General features: G+C 38.0%; 17 protein-coding genes and 2 pseudogenes. 6 read left to right on the top strand and 13 right to left on the bottom strand.

Going from position 1 to position 20,195, the window contains the following annotated elements:
- Positions 1 to 55 precede the first annotated feature (55 nt).
- Genes trmB through JCM1039_RS07720 form a run of 3 tightly spaced genes read right to left on the bottom strand, consistent with a single transcriptional unit; the run spans position 56 to position 2,692 of the window.
- Positions 56 to 712, bottom strand: coding sequence for a tRNA (guanosine(46)-N7)-methyltransferase TrmB (gene trmB / locus JCM1039_RS07730; RefSeq protein WP_025015319.1), 657 nt, complete (start codon positions 710 to 712; stop codon positions 56 to 58).
- An 11-nt stretch (positions 713 to 723) separates the two neighbouring features.
- Positions 724 to 1,956 (bottom strand): ABC transporter permease, encoded by a 1,233-nt coding sequence (locus JCM1039_RS07725; RefSeq protein WP_025015318.1) that lies wholly within the window; start codon positions 1,954 to 1,956, stop codon positions 724 to 726.
- Positions 1,949 to 2,692: an ABC transporter ATP-binding protein gene (locus tag JCM1039_RS07720; RefSeq protein ID WP_025015317.1), complete on the bottom strand. Its 744-nt coding sequence runs from the start codon at positions 2,690 to 2,692 to the stop codon at positions 1,949 to 1,951. The genes JCM1039_RS07725 and JCM1039_RS07720 overlap by 8 nt, the downstream gene beginning before the upstream one ends.
- 91 nt (positions 2,693 to 2,783) lie before the next feature.
- On the opposite strand from JCM1039_RS07720, the gene JCM1039_RS07715 reads away from it, so the two are divergent.
- From JCM1039_RS07715 to JCM1039_RS07705, 3 genes are all read left to right on the top strand, one after another.
- Positions 2,784 to 3,215, top strand: coding sequence for an HIT family protein (locus JCM1039_RS07715; protein WP_013438466.1), 432 nt, complete (start codon positions 2,784 to 2,786; stop codon positions 3,213 to 3,215).
- An 11-nt stretch (positions 3,216 to 3,226) separates the two neighbouring features.
- On the top strand, positions 3,227 to 3,583 hold the full coding sequence (locus tag JCM1039_RS07710) for a hypothetical protein (protein WP_025015316.1): 357 nt from the start codon (positions 3,227 to 3,229) through the stop codon (positions 3,581 to 3,583).
- A 117-nt stretch (positions 3,584 to 3,700) separates the two neighbouring features.
- Entirely contained in the window at positions 3,701 to 4,606 is a 906-nt protein-coding gene (locus tag JCM1039_RS07705; RefSeq protein ID WP_025015315.1) for a peptidylprolyl isomerase PrsA, read from the top strand.
- Between the two features lie 74 nt (positions 4,607 to 4,680).
- Here JCM1039_RS07705 and JCM1039_RS11195 read toward each other — a convergent pair.
- From JCM1039_RS11195 to JCM1039_RS07680, 5 genes and pseudogenes are all read right to left on the bottom strand, one after another.
- Positions 4,681 to 5,657: pseudogene (locus JCM1039_RS11195) on the bottom strand (3'-5' exoribonuclease YhaM family protein).
- Positions 5,650 to 8,145 (bottom strand): ATP-binding protein, encoded by a 2,496-nt coding sequence (locus JCM1039_RS07695; protein ID WP_025015314.1) that lies wholly within the window; start codon positions 8,143 to 8,145, stop codon positions 5,650 to 5,652. The pseudogene JCM1039_RS11195 and the gene JCM1039_RS07695 overlap by 8 nt, the downstream one beginning before the upstream one ends.
- A complete protein-coding gene (locus tag JCM1039_RS07690; RefSeq protein WP_025015313.1) occupies positions 8,126 to 9,340 on the bottom strand; it encodes a metallophosphoesterase family protein in 1,215 nt (404 codons plus the stop codon). Before JCM1039_RS07690 ends, JCM1039_RS07695 begins: the two co-directional genes overlap by 20 nt.
- Positions 9,341 to 9,348: 8 nt before the next feature.
- Complete coding sequence (locus JCM1039_RS07685; RefSeq protein WP_025015312.1) at positions 9,349 to 9,699, bottom strand: YlbF/YmcA family competence regulator; 351 nt, start codon at positions 9,697 to 9,699, stop codon at positions 9,349 to 9,351.
- Positions 9,700 to 9,716: 17 nt separating this feature from the next.
- Positions 9,717 to 11,774 (bottom strand): PBP1A family penicillin-binding protein, encoded by a 2,058-nt coding sequence (locus JCM1039_RS07680; protein ID WP_025015311.1) that lies wholly within the window; start codon positions 11,772 to 11,774, stop codon positions 9,717 to 9,719.
- A gap of 90 nt (positions 11,775 to 11,864) precedes the next feature.
- On the opposite strand from JCM1039_RS07680, the gene JCM1039_RS07675 reads away from it, so the two are divergent.
- Positions 11,865 to 12,722, top strand: coding sequence for an RluA family pseudouridine synthase (locus JCM1039_RS07675; protein ID WP_025015310.1), 858 nt, complete (start codon positions 11,865 to 11,867; stop codon positions 12,720 to 12,722).
- Between the two features lie 52 nt (positions 12,723 to 12,774).
- Here the strand turns inward: JCM1039_RS07675 and JCM1039_RS07670 are convergent, their stop codons facing one another.
- Positions 12,775 to 13,824, bottom strand: a complete 1,050-nt coding sequence (locus JCM1039_RS07670; RefSeq protein ID WP_025015309.1) for an alpha-hydroxy-acid oxidizing protein — start codon at positions 13,822 to 13,824, stop codon at positions 12,775 to 12,777.
- Positions 13,825 to 14,019: 195 nt separating this feature from the next.
- Between JCM1039_RS07670 and JCM1039_RS07665 the strand changes: the two genes are divergently transcribed.
- Entirely contained in the window at positions 14,020 to 14,772 is a 753-nt protein-coding gene (locus JCM1039_RS07665) for an MIP/aquaporin family protein (RefSeq protein WP_025015308.1), read from the top strand.
- Between the two features lie 41 nt (positions 14,773 to 14,813).
- On the opposite strand, the pseudogene JCM1039_RS11190 reads toward JCM1039_RS07665, so the two are convergent.
- A pseudogene (locus tag JCM1039_RS11190) lies at positions 14,814 to 15,634 on the bottom strand (triphosphoribosyl-dephospho-CoA synthase).
- Between the two features lie 68 nt (positions 15,635 to 15,702).
- Between JCM1039_RS11190 and JCM1039_RS07655 the strand changes: the two are divergent.
- Positions 15,703 to 16,803, top strand: coding sequence for an acyltransferase family protein (locus tag JCM1039_RS07655; protein WP_025015307.1), 1,101 nt, complete (start codon positions 15,703 to 15,705; stop codon positions 16,801 to 16,803).
- 42 nt (positions 16,804 to 16,845) lie between these two features.
- On the opposite strand, the gene JCM1039_RS07650 is transcribed toward JCM1039_RS07655, so the two are convergent.
- From JCM1039_RS07650 to argS, 3 genes are all read right to left on the bottom strand, one after another.
- The gene (locus tag JCM1039_RS07650; RefSeq protein WP_025015306.1) at positions 16,846 to 17,388 is read right to left on the bottom strand and encodes an NUDIX domain-containing protein; all 543 of its coding nucleotides are present in this window, start codon (positions 17,386 to 17,388) and stop codon (positions 16,846 to 16,848) included.
- Between the two features lie 70 nt (positions 17,389 to 17,458).
- Entirely contained in the window at positions 17,459 to 18,376 is a 918-nt protein-coding gene (locus JCM1039_RS07645; protein WP_025015305.1) for a class II fructose-bisphosphate aldolase, read from the bottom strand.
- A gap of 109 nt (positions 18,377 to 18,485) precedes the next feature.
- Entirely contained in the window at positions 18,486 to 20,171 is a 1,686-nt protein-coding gene (gene argS / locus JCM1039_RS07640; protein ID WP_025015304.1) for an arginine--tRNA ligase, read from the bottom strand.
- Positions 20,172 to 20,195: the final 24 nt, after the last annotated feature.

Raw genomic sequence — 20,195 nt, 5'->3', positions numbered from 1 at the left:
TCTATTCTTTCTTACTTTTTACAAGTATTATACAAAAATGCTGGCTTTTTGCAAACTACTTGGTTTCAAAATGAGCATGCAATGCATAGATCGGATTGCCCTTTGCCGCAAATTTATGCTCATATTCAGTTTCAATATTCTTTTCAACGACTTCTGGCTTTTCATGGTGTAAATCAACACTCACAAAATCGAAGAACATTCCGTAATTATTCATACTTTGCACAGAATAAGCGAACAAGCCTGAATTATCAGTTTTAAATTCAATATGACCTTCTGGCTTCAACACTTCTTCATACTTACTTAAAAAGCTCTTATAAGTTAAACGACGCTTTTTATGACGAGCCTTTGGCCATGGATCACTAAAGTTCAAGTAGATTACGTCAGTGGTGTTCTTGTCAAAAAAGCTGTTAATATCGGCCGCATCCCCACGCAAAATTTGCAAGTTATCCAACCCCTTTTCAAGCTTAGTTCGCAAGATAATACCAGCTGCAGTAGTTTGCAATTCTAAAGCAACGTAGTTTTTGTCGGGATGCATTTTAGCCAATGTAGTAATAAAGTGACCCTTACCTGATCCTACTTCAATTTCAATTGGATGATCATTGCCAAAACGTTCAGCCCAATCAATCTTCTTATCAGGATCTGGGTTTTGCAACACACTTTCAGGGTGATCATTAACAAGCTTTACAGCCCAAGGTTTATTTCTTAATCTCATTTCTCTATTCCCTATCTAATTCCAAAGTTCTTTTGATTAATTTTTCTAACGCGATTTGGTAAGTAAGTGGCAACTACCAATGCGGTAAACACGAGTAAAATACCAATTGCTTCAAATAAGTTTACATTAATTGGCAATAACAATAACCAGAAAATACTGATTAATACCCATTGAATCAGCAAGCCTAAAGTTAATACTTTGACCAAGTCCTTGCCACGATCTTGACGTTCAATTGGGTAAACACGATACATAAAGTTTCGGTCGAATTCGGTTGCCATTGGCAATAATTGATAAACAGTCAAGAAGATCACCAAGCATGATAAGCCAAGCGCCCAGCGCCAATCTTGCACTAACCATGAAATCAAAATTGCGAAGACGGTCATTCTAACCAGCAAGTTCAAATACTCTGGATTTCTAAGTAGTGATCTTCTGTATAAGAACAAGTTAGGATTTTCTTTAGCAATTGACTTAGGCAAAAGGAAATCCAAGTACTTTCTTCGCTTGATGCTTACTTGCTTTTCTTCGACATCGGTAAACATGCTGAAGACTGAATAAACACGGTCTTTTCTAGCCTTTTCGCTTTCTACAGCATAGCGCCAATCAAAGAGCAGCTTTTTATTCATCTTATCGCCAAACGATGGCTTAAAGTTAGGCGCAAACAAGATAGTTCCAACTACACCTAAAGCCAAACCTACCATTGGATAATAAGTGGAAAGCATTGCAATAAGCAAGGCAACTAAACTAACTAGTCCAAAACTTAGCTTTTTGCCAAAGTATAGATTGCTTTTTTCAATTTCTAGTTCTGCATCTTTGATAAAGAGCATAGCGAGCACCAACAAGATATAGTTCCAAACACTAATGCCTGCTTTAACTGTAGCGAATGGGAGGACAATACCTGCAAGCAAGATTTCTAAAATGAATGGTAAAACCAAGCTATATCTGTGCATCGGTTTCAAATATTCATCCATCTGCTCATCTTGCGTGAACAGAAACTGCATATCTGCTTCTTTGATTAAAGTAACAAAGCGTCCTGTCAAAAGAGGCAGCCATAAGATGAATCCTGTCAGTGGCTTATAGAACCAAAGGTTAGTTGGCATCGTCTTCATCGCTTCAGCATACCAAAACATCAATGCACCAACTAAAAAGATCAAAGCCAAAATAAAGAAGTCATTGAAAACAAGCGTTAAATACTTAACTGATTGCTTGAGATTTTCATTTAATCTCTTTTTAGCTAACTCACGCATTGCCATGATCCTCTCTATTCAAAGCCAAATATAACTTATCAAATGGATCATCAGGCTTTAAGCCGTAGTGTTCACGAATATCTTGCAAACTGCCGATAACTTCGATCGTACCGTTGTTTAAAACAGCATAGTTTGAAATGGCTTGTTGTGCATCAGCTAAAACGTGAGTGGTCATAAGCACCATCTTGCCATTAGCAATTGCCTTTCTAATCAAATCAATCAAGTTGGCAACAGCCAAAGGATCAAGTCCTGTAAATGGTTCATCGATCACAAGCAAACTTGTATCAGCTAAAAAGGCAGATACGATCATTACCTTTTGGCGCATCCCTTTTGAAAAGTGAATTGGCAACCATTCAAGCTTATCATCAAGTCTGAACATCTTGAGCAATTCATGTGCTCTTGCCCAGGCCTTCTTTTCATCCAGTTTGTAACTGAGCATTGTCAATTCCAAGTGCTCTTTTAAGGTCAATTCTGGATACAAAATTGGCGTTTCAGGAATATAATCTACTTCACGCTTAAACTTCGTAGGTTGCTCAGTTAAAACAACGTCGTTTAAAGTGATCTTGCCTTTTTGAGGTCTCAGCAAGCCTAAAATATGCTTAATTGTTGTTGACTTACCAGCCCCGTTTAAACCGATCAAGCCCAATGCTTCACCTGGCTTAATTTCTAAATTTATATCTTTAATAACCGGGACACCCGTGTAGCCCCCAGTTAAATGTTCAATTTTTAATGTCATTTTTCCTATCTTTCTTTACTGATTTAATACATATAGTATGATAGCATGAACTTAATAAGAAACTAAAGTTCAAACACAAGAGGTATATATTATGGAAAAATTAGTAGATGATTGTTTATTCTGTAAAATTATTCGCGGTGAAATTCCTAGTTACACAGTTTTTGAAAATGACGATGTTAAAGCTTTCTTGGACATCTCACAAGTAAACCCAGGTCATACTTTAATGGTGCCAAAGAAACACATCGTTAACTTGTTTGATTACACTAAAGAAGATGCACAGCAATACTTGCAATACATCCCTGAAATTGCCAATGCAATCAAGAAGGCCTTCCCTAACGTTACAGGTATGAACATCACCACTAACAACGGTAAGTCCGCTAACCAAGTAGTTATGCACTCACACATCCACTTCATTCCTCGTTTTGAAGGCGATGGTTTGAAGCTCATGACTCGCAACAACGCTGACAAGTACGATGAGGCTAAGTACAACGAAGTTGCTGACAAGATTAAAGCTCAATTTTAAGGAGTAGACAAATGAAACGCTTTTTATTAGGAACAGTTTTTGGTGCTGCTTTTGGTTTTGTTTTTTCATGTTTAACAGACAGTGACGGCAATCGTCCTGGCAAACCATTGAAAGTTGAATTCGATGCTTTAAAACATGAAGGCAATCGTTTCGCTACAGCTTTGCAAAATGCTAAGCAAGCTAGTCGTGAATTAAGTGAACAAATGCCTGCAGCACAACGTACTATTAGCGATATCAGCGATGATGTTGAAAAATATTCTAGACATATTCAACCTACAGTTGATCGCATGAAACAAAAAGGCGAAGAAGTTAACCAAGATTTGAGTTCATTTACTGGTTCAGATGCTCAAGATGACGAAAAGGCCTAAGAAAATTTAAAGAAATTTTGATTTTTCTGTGAATATTCGCTATTTAAAAACGATTTGGTCATTTTTATGGTATATTAGTTGACAGTTACTTATTTAAGGATGTGGAGATTTAATTATATGAAGAGTTATATGAAGAAAATTGCTGCAGTCGTAGCTGTAGCTGGTGTTGCATTATCAACTGCTGCTTGTTCTAACAGTGGCAGTAATTCTACTGTTGCTTCCTACAAGGGCGGTAAGATTACTCAACAACAATACTACGATGAAATGAAGAAGTCACAAGCTGGTAAGTCAGCTTTGGCTAACATGATCATCAACCGTGCTTTGAAACAACAATACGGCAAGTACGTTTCATCAAAGAAAGTTGACAAGCAATACAACAACTACAAGAAGCAATACGGCTCACAATTTAGTGCTGTTTTACAACAAAACGGTATGACTGCTTCAAGCTTCAAGGAAAACTTAAAGACTAACCTTCTTTCTGAACAAGCATTAAAGCACATTAAGAAGATTTCAAAGAAGCAAGAACAACAAGCTTGGAAGAGCTACCAACCTAAGGTAACTGTACAACACATTTTGGTTGCTAAGAAGTCAACTGCTCAAAGCATCATCAAGCAATTGAAGGATGGTAAGAGCTTTAAGAGCTTAGCTAAGAAATACTCACTTGATACTGCTACTAAGAACAAAGCTGGTAAGCTTCCTGCATTTGACTCAACTGATAACACTCTTGACTCATCATTCAAGAACGCTGCATTTAAGCTTAAGACTGGTGAAGTAACTTCAACCCCAGTTAAGTCACAATCTGGTTACCACGTAATTAAGATGATCAACCACCCAGCTAAGGGTAAGTTTGCTGATCACAAGAAGGCTATTGACAACGAAATTTACGCATCAATGGCTCAAGACCAGGCAATTATGAAGGACGTTATCTCAACTGTTTTGAAACGTGCTGATGTTTCAATCAAGGATAACGACTTGAAGGACGTATTAGCATCATACGTTTCAACTACTAGCGCTACTAAGTAATAAATATTTAGTTAGTAAATTAGCAAAAAAAGAGGTTAACTTTTTTGAAGTTAACCTCTTTTTTCGTGCACTTTTTATTCCAAATGCTTAGCATTATCCAAAGCTGGATCATGTTTTGGACGATAATAACGCTTGCCATCTTGCTAAGTAGCGGTTCAGTAAATGTCCCTCTGCCAGTGTGTTGTAATGCATTTGTTACTGCATAAACCATTGCATCCATATCATCGATGCGGTGCAAAATTTCTGCTTCAAGCAATGCTGGTAACTTTGGTGAACCATATTCATATCTACCGTGGTGTGACAAAACCATGTGTCTAAGCAAAAGCAGAGCTTCAGATTCTAGATCAATCTTTAAATCTTGTGCAGCCAGCATAATTTGTTCATCAATAAGTACTAAGTGACCAACCAAATTACCTTCTGTGGTGTATTGCGTTGCCGCTGGACCCGTTAGTTCCAAGACCTTGCCCATATCATGCAAAATGCATCCCGCATAAAGTAACGAACGATTAATTTGTTCGTAATTATCAGCCAGACCCTTGGCATCCTTAAGCATCGACAAAGTGTGAAAAGCAAGACCGCCACGCACAGCATGGTGATTGCTCCTCCCTGCTGGATAATCATAGAAGCGTTTGCCCCACTTCTTCAACAAATATTGAACAATCGTCTTCCAAGTTCTATTTTGAATTTGATTAACAAATTGATTAATTTCGGCATGCATATCATTAATCGGTTCTGGAGCTGACTTAACGAATTGATCTAACTCATAGCCTTCTTGTGGTCCAACCACCCTTAAACTATAAATACGAATTTGTGGACGTCCTTGATATTCTTCTCTTTTACCGTTTAATTCTACAATCGTACCTGTACTAAAGGTAGCCGCATCTTGATTGGTTGCATCCCAAAAGTTGCCACGAATCTCGCCTGACCCATCGCCAAATTGCATTGCTAAAAATAGCTTATTTTTCTTATTCCGTCGCAATTGCGAATTCTTAATCAAAACGACGATATCCATTTCTTCGCCGTCATTATAATCTAAGAGTCGTTTAAGCATTTTGATTTCCTTTCGTAAAAGTTAAAGGCTGGATCCCTAATTTTTCGACTAAGTTTTCTTGAGCCGTAAAAATCAGAACTTGATTGTTTTCGCTAATCCTCCTCAATAGCTGTTCAATATATTTGATTCGGTTATCATCAAAGTTAACAAATGAATCATCAATCAAAATTGGCAAATTAATTTCGTCCTTAATTTGTTCAACAAAGGCCAATTTTAAAGCAAAGTAAAGTTGTTCGGCCGTACCACGAGATAAGTATTTAACATCGCGCTTTTTGCCATCTTTTCTGATAACCGTTAGCTTTTTACCTAAATCAAGATCAACGTAGCGGCCACCTGTAAGCAGAGCCAAATATTCCTTAGCTGCTTTCAACATCTTTGGAAAACGTTCATTTGAAGCCAAATCAAGTGAGCGACCAATCCATTTAGCTGCAAGCAAGTTAGCAAGATATTCCTTACTACTGCTTTCAAAATTAGTTTCGGTATTGGCCAAATCTTGTTTCGCTTCAAATACTGCAGTTGAATCAGCCAAATTATTCAACTTAACCTGTACTTGTGCGTTTTGTTGTTGTAAATCGCTGATTTCATTATTAGCTGCAGCTATTTGATCATTCAATTCATGCAATTGCTGCTCTAATTCAGCTGGATTAGTCTTTGTCAATTGAGTTAAATCATCGTTTAAGCTCTTCTTAAGTGCTTCGACCTGCGTCCTAATTTTGGCTTGCTCTAATGAATCTTTGTACACAGCATCATAATCGGCCATATTTTTGACATTAGCTTGAACAAACAAAGTTTGAAGTTGCAAACCCAATTCTTTCAAATCTTGCTGGTCCTGCTTTAAAGCAGACGAAATCGTCATTCTTCGTTGACCAATTTCTTGACTGTGGTCAATCTTTTCTTCCAGTTCATCAATTCCACTTAAAACGGAGCTAAAATCATCCTCAATTGGCTTTTTCAGCATATTTTGCACATTTGCGGCTAATTGGGCGACTTCTTGATTAATCTGGCTCAGTTGTTCATTATTTGCCTTCTCAGCGTTTTCTTTTAAGTGATACTGGTTGGCATTAGCCACCAGATTATTAATATCCAAATTATCAGGATTCAAGCCATATTGTTGCCCAAATCCCTGGCGCTTTTGTGCGACCAGTTTTTGCTTTTCCAAAATAGCGGCATTTTGTTTATTGGCGTTATTACCTTTAACGTAGCCTGCACCAAGAAAGATTAGGCCGGTAATTAAGGCGATCACGCCAACTGTCCCCATCATAACCAGTAAGATCAAACCAAGGACTGCTAGGACGGCACCAATCACATACCAGAGTTTATCATTGGAATTAGCAGCAGCTTCAACTCGATTTTCTTGTTTAGGCAAAGCTAAATAATCTGCTTGCAGCTGTTTGATTTGCTCTGGCGTCAAGTCTAGTACTTGCTTGGTATCAGGAGATAAAGCAAGAATTTGTTCTTTTTCTTGTTTGAGTTCATCAGCCTTTTGCAAACATGATTTATATTCTGCTTGCCATTGAAGTAGTTGCGACTTTTGTTGGACAAGCTTTTTGCTAGCTGACAAATCAGCCTGATTATTATTATCCAGATCAGCTAATTGCTCTTTCAAAGACTTAATCGTCTTTTGCAAATTGCGACCTTGCGCCATGATATCTTGCGCTTTTTGATAATTTTCACTATCAAACTGCGTATCCTTAACTTGCTTTTGCAAATCTAGCAAAGTTTGGTAATTGCCTAATTCTTTTTGCAGGTCACGCAATTCTTGCGCCCTTTTTTGCAGCTTCTCTAAAGCTTGTTGCTTACTCTTTAACTCGTCACTTTTAGCAGTTAAATCACGATCAAGTTCTTCATAATCATCAAACTCTGCTTGCGTTTGAGCCAGATTGTCACGATCGTCTTCCATTTGCTTAAGCAAACGATTTACTTCTGGCTTTTTACCAGTCTTCTTGAACAGTTTGCCGGCTTCTTTTTCAAAACCATCACGCATCTCAAGCAACTTGCCACTATCTGCTGCGCCAAGATAATAAATACGATCCAACAAATCTTCTTGGCTCAAGCTACTTACCTGACCCAGCATCTCTTGGTTAAAGATAAAACTATCGGCATAAAATGAGCCATCGATATTTTGAATCTGATCAAAGAAAAGACTCTCAGGTACTACTTGTCCATCTTTTTTAACAGTTAAAATACCGCGCTTAGTTTTATCGCCTTTGGCATAAAGACGCTCTAATTCGTATTCGCTATCGTCTGCTTCAAAAATTAAACTACCGCCCATTGGACTAACATGAGCTAGTGGCGTGTAATCTTCAAAAAATGGGGATGAATTACTGCGCAAATGAAAGCCAAACATAATTTGCTTAATGAAGGCTACTGTCGTACTTTTGCCTGCTTCGTTTGCACCAAAGAAGACATTAATTTGCTTGCTAGGTAAATCAAAAGACTTGCTTGAAAACTGGCCAAAATTGATAATGTTAATTTGTTTCAGTCTCATCTTTAATTCCTTTCAATTTACTCATTAGCTTTACTTCGGTTAATTGCTTAACTTCTTCAATAAATTTAGGGTCTTCAGCTAACACTGCCGCTTCTGGATCTTTCTTCTTCCAGTCGTTGACGATTTTGGCAAACTCATCCATAGAGAAAACTTCTGATTTTGCCTTTTCAAAAGCCTTCTGATCATTCTCATTTAACTCAAGGCTGGTATTAGTCTCGTAACGAACGTCAACTAACTGTGAATCAAATGGTGAATTCTGCGAAATTGTCTGCCAAAAATCAGTATCTGCAGTTAACTCTCGCTCTTCTTCGGTCAAATATTGAGCACCTTTAATGGTTAAGCTAAAGTATGTCTTTTGTTTAGCTTGATTTAACGCATCAATGATCTTTGATTGTAAACCAGCTTTATCAATTTCATCTTCCAGGTTAATCTCTGCAGCTTGCCAAATGATTGGACTTGTTTGTTTAAATTCAATAGTCGTTTTCTTAGTTTGTTCATCGATTTCACCAAGATAACAGCCTTTAGCACCCATCTCATTGATATGACGACCTTGAATATTACCTGGATAAACGATCCATGGGTCTTCTGACAAATTATTGCGTGCGTGGATGTGGCCTAAAGCGAAGTAGTCATAATTAAGATTCTGCACTTCACTAGTAGTAAAAGGTGCATAAACGTTGCCAGCTTGTGCCTTTTCCTGTGCATGCATTAAACCAAAAGTGTAATCTTGTCCCTTTTCAGGAAAATCAGGAATCATGTCACGCGTAATGTGGTTATTCAAGTATGAAAAGCCAATCACGTCATAGGCAAAGCCATCTTTTGTTTCAAAAGTAACTGTTTCTACCTTTTCACCATTACCTAGCAATTTGAAATAAGGCGTCTTGGTAACCAGCAAATCTTCTTTTTTCATATGGTCGTGGTTACCAAAAATCATTACAACTTGAATTTTTTGGTCAGTTAATCGCTCAATTTGCTTGGCAAAAAAGAGCTGCGCTCTTGGAGATGGTGTATTACTATCAAAAGTATCACCAGCAATCAAAACTAAGTCAACATTTTCTTTTAAAGCTAGATCAACAATTTTAGTTAATGATTGATCAGCTGCTTGATATATTTGGTTAAATTCCTTAGATGGCAAAAAAGATAGCCCACGAAATGGACTATCTAAATGCGCATCCGCAAAGTGAATAAATTTCATCGCGAATTCTAGTTTCTAAGATCTTCATAAAGATCATTAATTGGCTTGGAGTAAGTCTTTTGGATGTCGTTAAGCAAGTCGTATAAAGCTTGTTCTGACTTAAGCATGTTAACGATCAAATCATTCTTTTGAACTTGGTCATTCAAGTCCTTATAAGCTTGTTGATCTTCTGCAGAAAGTGGTTGACCTGCTTGTTGAGATTGCAAAATCTTAGCTTGAAGTTCATCCATCTTCTTAAACATAGCTAAGCTTTCGTCGTTTGCTTCTACATCCTTAATAGCCTTTTCCAAAGACTTGTATTGATCAGTTTGGGTTAAATCTTCTGCTAATTTGTTAGCTGAATCGTAAACGTTAACCATCATGGTCCTCCTAAATTTTATTGGCCAAATAAGCCTTTCACACTATTATACCATTCATTAATCTTCTGTCCTGCAGAACCTATACCATCTTGAATTTTTTGCCCTAATCCGCCGGTCCAATCGAAGTTAGAACCGTTGTTTTTTACAATCTGATTAGGAGATTTTTCGGTAAATTGGGTTTGAGCAGTATATGGCAAGATACCTTCCATTTCAGCCTTATACAACCTGGTAATTCCTGTTTCGGAAACACCTTTCATATAGTGCTGTCTATTAGTTCGGTCAAAACCAACCCAAGTTGCCACAACGATATCTGGTGTATATCCTACAATCCATTGGTCCTTGGTACCAAAGCCATAAGAATTAGGAACTTCGGTTGAACCAGTTTTACCTGCAACACGATAGCCACTAGGTTGAGCGGATTGTCCTGTACCATTGGTAAATACGCCTAGCATCATAGTAGTCATTTCTTTAGCCGTATTTTCAGAAATAATACGGTGTGTACCTGGATTACCGTTTTCTGCTAAAACATTGCCACTGGCATCAGTAATTCTAGTAATAAAGTAAGAATTATCAGGCAAATTACCCTTGTTAGCAAATGCAGAGTAAGCATGGGCCATTTGAAGTGGCGATACACCAGATGAAAGACCACCAAGGGCTAAAGCAAGGTTACGGTCACTCTTTGGCACCTTAATACCAAAGTTCTCAACGGATTGCACACCCTTGTTAACACCAATCTTATCAAGTAGCCATACAGCAGGAACATTCTTACTTTGAGCCAATGCTTCATACATTGGGATCTTGTTAGAATAACCATTATCAACGTTATGAGGTTCATAGCCATTCTTACCGAATTTTTGTAATTGGTTAGAAAGTTCTGAATCATAATGGTACCCATTTTGAAGAGCCGGTGCATAAACAGCAAGTGGTTTAATTGATGAACCAGGCTGGCGTTTCATTTGTGTTGCACGGTTATAACCACGGAAGACATGTTGTCCGCGTCCACCGACAACAGCACGTACTGCACCAGTATTAGGATCCATCGCTACGCTGGCACCTTGCGCTTCAGTACCATCTGTACCGTTTTCTGGGAAAAGCCAGCTTTGATCAAAGGTATCCTGCATCTTGCCTTGGTAATTTTGGTTAAGGGTAGTATAAATCTTAAGCCCCTTGTTCATTACCTGCTCTTCAGTTAAGCCATATTTACTGATAGCTTCATCTACGACAGCATCAAAGAAGTATGGGTAACGATAGCCATCCTTATTCTTAAAGGTATTCTTTAAAGTAAGACCTTCTTTTGCATATGCTTTGGCTTGAGCTGAAGTAATTTTGCCATTGTCAGCCATTAAGCTTAAAACCAAATTGCGTCGTGACAATGCATTGGCCATATGGTCTACTGGGTTATAGAAACTAGGGTTACGCAGCATCGCAGCCAAAGTAGCTGCTTCACTAACAGTCACATCACTAGCATTTTTACCAAAATATCTACGACTAGCATCTTGCACGCCCCAGACACCGTTACCAAAATAGGCGTTATTTAAGTACATCGTCAAAATATCTTTTTTGGAATAAACGTGGTTAATCTCAATTGCGAAGAATAATTCTTCTAGCTTTCTTGAAAAAGTCTGTTGCTGAGTAAGTAGTGAGTTTTTGGCTAACTGCTGCGTTAAAGTTGATCCACCACCAGTAACTTGACCATGGTGAATGATCAAACTAGCGGCAGCACGTGCCATCCCCTTTACACTAAATCCTGGGTTCTTCCAGAAAGTACGGTCTTCTGTTGAAATTACCGCATTTTGGATATTTGGCGAAATTTTATCATATTCTACAAACGTACCTTTTTGTGAATACAAGGAACCTGCTTTTTTGCCCTTATAGTCATAAATAGTTGTTGTAGTTGAAAGTGACGCCTTTAAATTCGAAATGTTCGAAGTTTTAACTTTGATTGTATAATATGTACAAGTCAAAAGTATTAAAGTGAGTAGGATTAAAATAATCCAGCGTCCGATAAAGAAGTGGCTATCGAATCGATGCCATGCATCCTTAAAGCCACTTCTTTTTGGTTGGTCATTATTCATTAAATACATTGCTCCTTTTTAGAAACAAGAAAATTGTATCATAATTACTAAAACACATGTTTAGAAATGAAGCAGACTTAGGAAATATTTATGGTTTATAATTTTACACTTTTTTATCCAAAAAATCTTGATTCGCTACCGGTTAGCGAGGTTTTGCGTAAATTACTCATCCCTAGAAAATGGCGTCATTATTTACGAATAGAACAAAACGTGACTATTAATGGTAAATACCGCTACTTCAATGAATTAGTTAAACCTGGGGATAGAATCGATATCAAATTAGATCAAATTGATTCAATGCAGCAGTCCTACCCAGCAAGTGGCCAAATGCCGGATGTTATTTACGAAGATGCCAATTTATTAATCATCAACAAAAAGAAGGGACAGAAGACGCACCCTAACTTAAACGAAACAGATACTGCGCTAAACGATTGCGCAACTTATTTGGGCAGTAGTCCTTACATCGTGCACCGACTCGATATGCTTACTGGTGGTCTACTTTTAGTGGCTAAAAATCCGGCAGTCGTCCCTATTTTAAATAGAGAGCTTACGACTAAAACTTTTCATCGTGACTATCTAGCTAAAGTCATTAACGCAGATAAGTTGAAAGAAAAAGGCACTATTGATCTCCCTATTGGGCAAGATCCGGATGATCAAAGAAAAAGAATGGTGCGTAGTGACGGCTTGCATGCAGTTACTCATTATGAATTATTGAAAAAATACGACGACAATACCGCTTTAGTTAAATTAACGCTTGAAACAGGAAGAACTCATCAGATTCGAGTTCATTTGTCCTCAATTGGCTGTCCGATCGTTGGTGATCCTTTGTATAATCCGAATTTTGCTGGTGAAAATTTAGCTCTTGATGCCTACGAAATTTCACTGATTAAACCTTTTTCCTTTGAAAAATTACACGTTAAATTATCTAATGGAAAAATTGATCTATAAAAAAGAGATTGCAAATCAATGCAATCTCTTTTTATCTGATATCGTTATTATTCTACTTTTGATAGTACAAAACATCAGGATCAAATGACTTTGTATCCTTAACACCGGTGTACATCATCATTTCTGCCAATTGTTCATTCATTTGCTTGAGCTTATCTTCTACTGCCTTGGTGCCACTTTGAAGAAGTTCTGACAAAATTCCACGGCCAATCAATACAGCATCAGCACCCATGGCTAAAGCTTTATATGCATCATACCCGCTCATTAAAGAACCATCAACATAAATTTCCATGCCACTGCCAACAAGTGCCTTTTTAATCTCAGGCAAAACAGCCAAAGGTGGCACACCGAAAGGTACACGACCATGGTGATGTGAGACTACGATAGCCTTGCATCCCGCTTGACGAGCCTTCAAAGCATCAGTTACGGATAAAACGCCTTTAGCAATAAATGGCAATTTAGTACTATCAGCGTAATGCTTTAAATCATCCATCATAATTGGACCTAGAGGGATGCCATCAACAACATCATACTTGCCATTTTTACCAGCAATATGATCGATATCGATTCCAACGGCTACTGCACCATGATCTTCCGCAAACTTAATTTCATCCAAAATCTTATGATGGTCAGCAAAAGGCTTGATAATGCGAATTGTGTCCCCGCCTTGACTGACGATCTCGCCATATTCTTCATTGGTTTCCATACCAATCCAGTTAAGCAAATCCATGTTACGAGCGGCGACTACCTTTTCTTGCATCGGCTTTCTCGTTTTATCGCTTAAAACTTTGTTTAAGTGTGAAACAGCAGCTGGCATCAATGGTGAAGCATACTTTCTACCCAAGATTGTAGTAGTCAAATCAGGCTCAACTGAATCAATCACATGCATCTTTACCAAGATATTGTCCAAAAATATGCGGTTGTGTACGTTAGCATCGTCTGCCTTACCGCTAGTCACAGGAATCATGCCTTTGGGACCTGGCCATGGACTAGACGTTTCTTCTTTTTGTGATTCTTCATGCTCTAACATTGAAGACCCTGAACTAGCATCGATAGTTTCGGAAGCGCCAGTTACTACATCATTTTTATCTTCTTTGCTCATTCTTTACACCCTTTCTAAGAAAAATTCCTTACAGATTATTCTACTAAAAAAATCGGGAAAATAAGAAATATCTGTTTTTGAGCAAAATATTTGCAATTTTTAAAATAATCATATCTATTTTTTGAATTCGGTGTATAATCAATAGCTGTGTGTATTTTTCACTTATTTTTTCTAGAGGAGTAAAAAGTATCTATTATGGAACATACTTGGATGATGAAGTATTTGGCCGAATTTTTCGGTACGATTATTTTGGTAGTTTTAGGTAACGGTTCAGTTGCCAACTCAGTATTGCGTGATACTGGAGGTAATAGCCGCGATGGACAAGCCAATGGTGGGTGGCTTTTAATTGCATTTGGCTTTGGTTTTGGTGTCATGCTTCCTGCAATGTTGTTCGGCTCAATTTCAGGTAACCACTTGAATCCGGCCGTAACTCTTGCACAAGCATGTGCAGGTGCATTTCCTTGGGATCAAGTTCTACCATATATCTTGGTTCAAATGCTTGGTGCAATCGTAGGTCAGCTTATATTAGTAGCTGTTTACTGGCCATACATTAAGAGAACTGCTAGTGATGACGCTGTTTTTGCCAGCTTTGCAACTGGTGATTCTGCCAACAGTAAGTTGAACGGTTTTATCACTGAATTTGTTGGTACAGCTATTCTTTTGTTCGTAGCTGTTGGTTTATACCGTGGCATGTTCTTCAAGCAATCAGAAGATATTGCCAACATCGGTGTTGGTTTCTTAATCACCGCATTGGTTATGGCTGTTGGTGGTCCTACAGGTCCTGCATTAAACCCTGCAAGAGACTTAGGTCCACGTATCGTTTATGCACTTTGCCCATTGCCACATAAGGGTTCTGCTCACTGGGATTACGGTTGGGTGCCAGTTGTTGCTCCAATCGCAGGTGGTATCTGCGGTGCACTTTTATACAAATTAGCATTCGGATTATAAAAATAATACGCATCCCTAATTAGGATGCGTATTTGTTTTGCCTAAATAATGTTCTTTTGTAGTGCCATAAAAATCGTAATAATCAATAGATCAGCGCTGCCGCCTAAGCTATAGTTTTCCTCCTTAAAAGTTTGATTCAATTCTTGCATAAATTCTTTACCGGCCGCAGTGCCATAGCCACCTAAGTCCAAGTATTTTTCTGCCTGTTCATGCGACCACTCAACCACTTGAATATTGCTAGCACGTTTAATTAAATTGGAATCTTCTATCTGACTCACAATTTTCATTAAGGTATCAAGCAGGCGCGTGTTCAATTCACCTGTACTCTTGGCTAAGAATGGTAAAGCCACATTTTTAACAATGGGATAACCGGCCTCGCTTCGGCACGTACGCCCCCTTTACCATATTTCAAAAATTGGCGTTCACCTGCGGTATCACTTTTTTGCCCTAAATCGTGCTTCACTAGTCCCTGTGTCATCTTAGAAATCACTTCAAATTCATCCAAATTTCGATGACGCTGACAATACGCACTGGCGCAAACGAACAATCCGAGCGAAAAAATCGCACCTTTGTGGGTATTGATCTTCTTTGTTGCCTCAAACATCGTCTTTTCTGCTTGAATTCCGGCCTGACGCAATTTTTTAAACATTTCTCTTAAATCTGTATCAGTAAAGTTAGTGCCAATCTTCGCAGCCTGTCTAAAGTACTCGCCTAAACTCAAACTGCTATTGATAAACAAATAAACATCCATATCTGGATGTGGGCCTCTATCAGCGGGATCAACTAATCCCGGCTTAGGATTGGTAACTACTTCATATAAAAGTGCCTTTTCCGCATTTTGCGCGATTTCTTGTGGTGACATACAACTTATCCTTTTCTTGATCTAAAATAATTATGTGACAAACATGTAAAGAAGAAAAGAGATAATTAATGCACTATAGATATAAAACCTATCATATTGCTGATATTGGTGACTATTTGAAGGTGTTTGCTTGTACGGCTGTCATGTCGCAGCCAATCATGTCGATGATTATGGGGATACACCAACCGGATTCTGTTCAAAATATCTTTGGCGTTTTCTATAATTTGGTCAAATACACTGCACCAGCTTTCATCTTTGGTATTTTGTACACGACAATTCGCACTAACGATGAACAAGGCAGTTTTTGTTATCAAAAACATATGAAGGCCAACTGGTCGAATCTATTTGTACCAACTATTTGGTGGACACTAATTTATCTATTAGGGATGCCGTGGCTACAACAAGTTGATCATTTCCATAATTTGGGCACTTTCTGCTGGCAATTCATCAACGGTAATGCGGCACCACATCTTTGGTACAACACAATGATGCTTCAGTTTATCATTCTTATGCCAATCTTTTGGGGCATTAGCTGTTTTGTTAAGCAAAACGCAAAACGTAGTATTGCAGTTGCTATTATCACATTTATTCTTTACTTTACCTGGCTGTATTTCTACGACTACTATGTCTTTCACGGCATTCATGAGCATGACTGGTACTTGATCGATCGCATCTTTATCTCCTTCTTTATTTATGGTGTCTACGGAATTTTAGCTTGGCAATTCAGAGATTATTACGACAGCTTTGTCACTAAATTCTGGTGGCTAATTTTAATGATCTTCATCGGTTGCTTTATCTGGACCAATATTGAATTACAAAACTTCGGTCATCCTATTAACTTTAATAATGCACCTTACTATAAACTATCGATGACCCTTTATTGCTTAGCCGTAATCGCACTTGTTTCCGCATTCTGTCTACATCAAGTGCGCAAAAATTCTCAAACTAGTTTAAAGGTGTTCCACTTTTTAGCTGTTTATGCTTATCGTGCATATTTATCTAACGTTTTCTGGAATCAACTTGTCTGGCGTGGTTTAAATATGGAATATCATGCAGAGTTTCATCCAATTCTAACGTTATTTGGCACTTGGATTTTAACTTGGATATTGTCATTTTCATCTGCTTACTTGTTGCATATCTGGTGGACAAAGGCAAAACAGTTGCTCTAGCGATTAGAGCAACTGTTTTAATTTTAGATCTCTTTAGATCTTCTATTTGGCTTTAGATCTCTTTAGATCTTCATCTATCAATTTTTTAGCATATTTCAACACTGGCAATTCTCGTGCCGCAATTAACTTGCCGATTTTAGTTGCAGCACATTTTTCATATTCAGCAACTGCTTCTTCATAGTTTAACTTCAATGTTGATAAATGAAAATTATCTATTTCTTGTTGTGTCAGATGTTTAGTACCAAATGATTTAACCCTACACAGATAATAATTATTAATATTATGGCGATGAATCAAATTATAGTAGTCACTAACTATACCGATTTTATGCTTAATCTCAACTTCTGCACCTAGTTCTTCTTTAAGCTCTCGCTTTAGCGCTGTTTCTAAATCTTCACCAGCTTCAACGCCACCACCTGAAGTTTCGATTAAAGTAGCTTTGCCAAAATCGTCATCACGTTTAGCTCTAACAAAATAATAATTTTCCTGGTCATCAAACACGATAGCTCGCACTATTTGACGATCATGATCAATATATTCTAATGGCCATTCATTGTCTTTCAATTGGAGGTTTAATTCTTTCATGACTTTCTCTTTCTAGAAAAAAATAAAGCTCAGCAAACGCTGAACTTTATTTTAATTGATAATCAAATGATTATTCTTCGTTCAATGATGAACGGTCGAATGAAGCATCCTTAAGTTCGTCATCAATAGTCTTAGTACCTAACCAACCGATCATTTCCTTCATAGCGTCGGTAATAGCTTCAGTACCTGGCAATAACAACTTACGTGGGTCGTAACCCTTGTTGCCCTTGTCTAAGTCCTTGCCAGCTTCGATGTATTCACGAGTAGCCTTTTGGAATGCTAATTGGAATTCAGTGTTGATGTTAACCTTAGCGATACCAAGTGAAATAGCCTTCTTAACTTGGTCTTCAGGAATACCTGAACCACCGTGCAATACAAGTGGTTCTTCTGGAACTGCTTCAGCAATTTCCTTAAGACGGTCGAAGTTCAAGCCTTTCCAGCCTTCTGGGTATACACCGTGGATGTTACCAATACCACAAGCAAGCTTGTCAACACCAGCAGCAACGAAAGCCTTAGCGTCTTCAACTGATGCTAATTCACCGCCGTCAGCACCTTGGTTTTCACCAATCTTACCAATTTCAGCTTCAACTGAAATACCACGTTCGTGAGCTAACTTGATGATTTCCTTAGTCTTAGCTAAGTTTTCTTCAGTATCAAGCTTGTGACCATCAAACATAACTGATGAGTAACCAAGTGCGATACATTCCTTAGCTGATTCAAAGTCACCGTGGTCCAAGTTCAAAATAACTGGAACTGAGATGTTCATTGAATCCATTTGGTCAGCTACCATGTCCTTAACGAACTTGTAACCACCCATGTACTTAGCAGCACCAGTTGATACTTGGATCAACAATGGAGTTCTAGTTTCTTCTGCAGCACGTAATTCTGCACGAGTCCATTCCAAGTTGTTAGTGTTGTAAGCACCTACAGCGTAATGGTTCTTACGAGCATCTTTAAAGATTTGATTACCGTTGTCAAAATAAGCCATTAAAAAATACCTCCTAAATATCTTACATGCTTATTGTACCTTATTAATTCGATTATGAACAATTTTTCACAAAATGTAAGCGCTATTTTTTAAATTTTCATAATTTTGCTTACATTTCCTTAGGAGCATTTACGCCTAAAAGTCTGAGTGACTCGGTCAAAACGATTGATGTAGCTTGAACTAAGGCAAGACGAGCACCAATTTTATCGTCCTTAGCTAAAATCTTCACGTTTGCGTAGTACTTGTTAAATTTCTTAGCTAAATCAAGAGCAAATTTAGCAATTACTGATGGTTCAAATTTTTCACTAGCTCTAGCAACGATTCTTGGGAAGTCTGCTAAATCCTTAGCAACTGCAAATGCCCAATCATCATCAAGTGCTAAATCACTGTCGCTTGGCTTTTCACCCATTGCTGCAGCTTTACGCAATACACTTTGTGCACGAGCATTAGTGTATTGAACATAAGGACCAGTGTCACCTTCGAAACGAACTACTTCTTCCAAGTTAAAGTCGAAGTTGTCGAGACGGTCGTTCTTCAAGTCGTGGAAGACAACGGCACCTACACCTACATCATGAGCTACTTGATCTTGATCAGCTAAATCTGGGTTCTTTTCTTGAATTTGCTTCTTAGCAAGAGAAACAGCATCCTTCAATACTTGATCAAGGAAGACAACGTTACCCTTTCTAGTTGAAAGTTTCTTACCACCTTGAGTAATTAAACCAAATGGAACGTGGTGAATTTCGTCAGCCCAATCGTAACCCATCTTCTTAAGTACAGTCTTAAGTTCAACAAAGTGTTGTGCTTGTTCGTTACCAACAACATAGAGCATCTTAACGAAGTTGTATTCCTTCATTCTCCATTCAGCGGCAGCCAAGTCACGAGTCAAGTAAATTGAAGTACCGTCTGACTTAACGATAATTGCTGGGTTTTCATCAGGTCCCATATCAACAACTTGAGCACCTTGTGATTCGTGCAAAAGACCCTTTTCCTTTAATTCATCAATAACTGGTTGCATCTTATCGTTAAAGAATGCTTCACCATTGTATGAATCAAAAGTTACGCCTAATTCCTTGTAAATACGCTTGAAGTCTTTAAGTGAAACTTCACGGAACCATTTCCATAATCTAACAGCTTCTGGATCACCGTCTTCAAGTTTCTTGAACCATTCACGACCTTCATCGTCAAGTTCAGGATTAGTTTCAGCTTCTTTGTGGAATCTTACGTAGTAGTGGAAAAGACTCATAATTGGGTCTTTCTTAACGTCTTCTTCGTTACCCCAATGCTTGTAAGCAGCGATTAATTTACCAAATTGGGTACCGTAGTCACCAAGGTAGTTAATCTTAATTGGAGTGTAACCAACCTTTTCCATAGTCTTGGCAATTGAGTTACCAATTACAGTAGAACGAAGATGACCCATTGACATTGGCTTAGCAATGTTAGGAGAAGACATATCGATTGGAACATTACCTTCGCCCAACTTTTGATCACCGTAGTGTTCCTTTTCAGCTAAAACATCCTTTAAAGTTGATGAAACTAATTTTTCATGGTCGATAGCAAAGTTAACGTAAGGACCAACAGCTTGGATGCTAGCAAAGTCATCACTACTTAAGTTTTCGGCAATATCTTTAGCGATAATTGCAGGATTCTTGTGCATAGTCTTAGCCAAAATAAATGCTGGGAAAGCGTAGTCACCCATCTTAGCATTCTTTGGACGTTCAATTAATGCAGCAATTTTTTCTTTAGGCAAATCAACTTGGCTTGAAACTAAATCAACTACTTCGTTTTTAAAGTCCATTTTCTTCCTCTTTTCAAATAAAAA

It is taken from the genome of Lactobacillus kitasatonis DSM 16761 = JCM 1039, assembly GCF_000615285.1.
Taxonomy (GTDB): Bacteria; Bacillota; Bacilli; order Lactobacillales; family Lactobacillaceae; genus Lactobacillus; species Lactobacillus kitasatonis.
This window is presented reverse-complemented; position numbering and strand designations above follow the sequence as displayed.

Bases quoted from the DNA above. Each gene is read 5' to 3' on its own strand.
- trmB (WP_025015319.1), bottom strand. From the start codon at position 712: ATGAGATTAAGAAATAAACCTTGGGCTGTAAAGCTTGTTAATGATCAC.
- JCM1039_RS07725 (WP_025015318.1), bottom strand. From the start codon at position 1,956: ATGCGTGAGTTAGCTAAAAAGAGATTAAATGAAAATCTCAAGCAATCA.
- JCM1039_RS07720 (WP_025015317.1), bottom strand. From the start codon at position 2,692: ATGACATTAAAAATTGAACATTTAACTGGGGGCTACACGGGTGTCCCG.
- JCM1039_RS07715 (WP_013438466.1), top strand. From the start codon at position 2,784: ATGGAAAAATTAGTAGATGATTGTTTATTCTGTAAAATTATTCGCGGT.
- JCM1039_RS07710 (WP_025015316.1), top strand. From the start codon at position 3,227: ATGAAACGCTTTTTATTAGGAACAGTTTTTGGTGCTGCTTTTGGTTTT.
- JCM1039_RS07705 (WP_025015315.1), top strand. From the start codon at position 3,701: ATGAAGAGTTATATGAAGAAAATTGCTGCAGTCGTAGCTGTAGCTGGT.
- JCM1039_RS07695 (WP_025015314.1), bottom strand. From the start codon at position 8,145: ATGAGACTGAAACAAATTAACATTATCAATTTTGGCCAGTTTTCAAGC.
- JCM1039_RS07690 (WP_025015313.1), bottom strand. From the start codon at position 9,340: ATGAAATTTATTCACTTTGCGGATGCGCATTTAGATAGTCCATTTCGT.
- JCM1039_RS07685 (WP_025015312.1), bottom strand. From the start codon at position 9,699: ATGGTTAACGTTTACGATTCAGCTAACAAATTAGCAGAAGATTTAACC.
- JCM1039_RS07680 (WP_025015311.1), bottom strand. From the start codon at position 11,774: ATGAATAATGACCAACCAAAAAGAAGTGGCTTTAAGGATGCATGGCAT.
- JCM1039_RS07675 (WP_025015310.1), top strand. From the start codon at position 11,865: ATGGTTTATAATTTTACACTTTTTTATCCAAAAAATCTTGATTCGCTA.
- JCM1039_RS07670 (WP_025015309.1), bottom strand. From the start codon at position 13,824: ATGAGCAAAGAAGATAAAAATGATGTAGTAACTGGCGCTTCCGAAACT.
- JCM1039_RS07665 (WP_025015308.1), top strand. From the start codon at position 14,020: ATGGAACATACTTGGATGATGAAGTATTTGGCCGAATTTTTCGGTACG.
- JCM1039_RS07655 (WP_025015307.1), top strand. From the start codon at position 15,703: ATGCACTATAGATATAAAACCTATCATATTGCTGATATTGGTGACTAT.
- JCM1039_RS07650 (WP_025015306.1), bottom strand. From the start codon at position 17,388: ATGAAAGAATTAAACCTCCAATTGAAAGACAATGAATGGCCATTAGAA.
- JCM1039_RS07645 (WP_025015305.1), bottom strand. From the start codon at position 18,376: ATGGCTTATTTTGACAACGGTAATCAAATCTTTAAAGATGCTCGTAAG.
- argS (WP_025015304.1), bottom strand. From the start codon at position 20,171: ATGGACTTTAAAAACGAAGTAGTTGATTTAGTTTCAAGCCAAGTTGAT.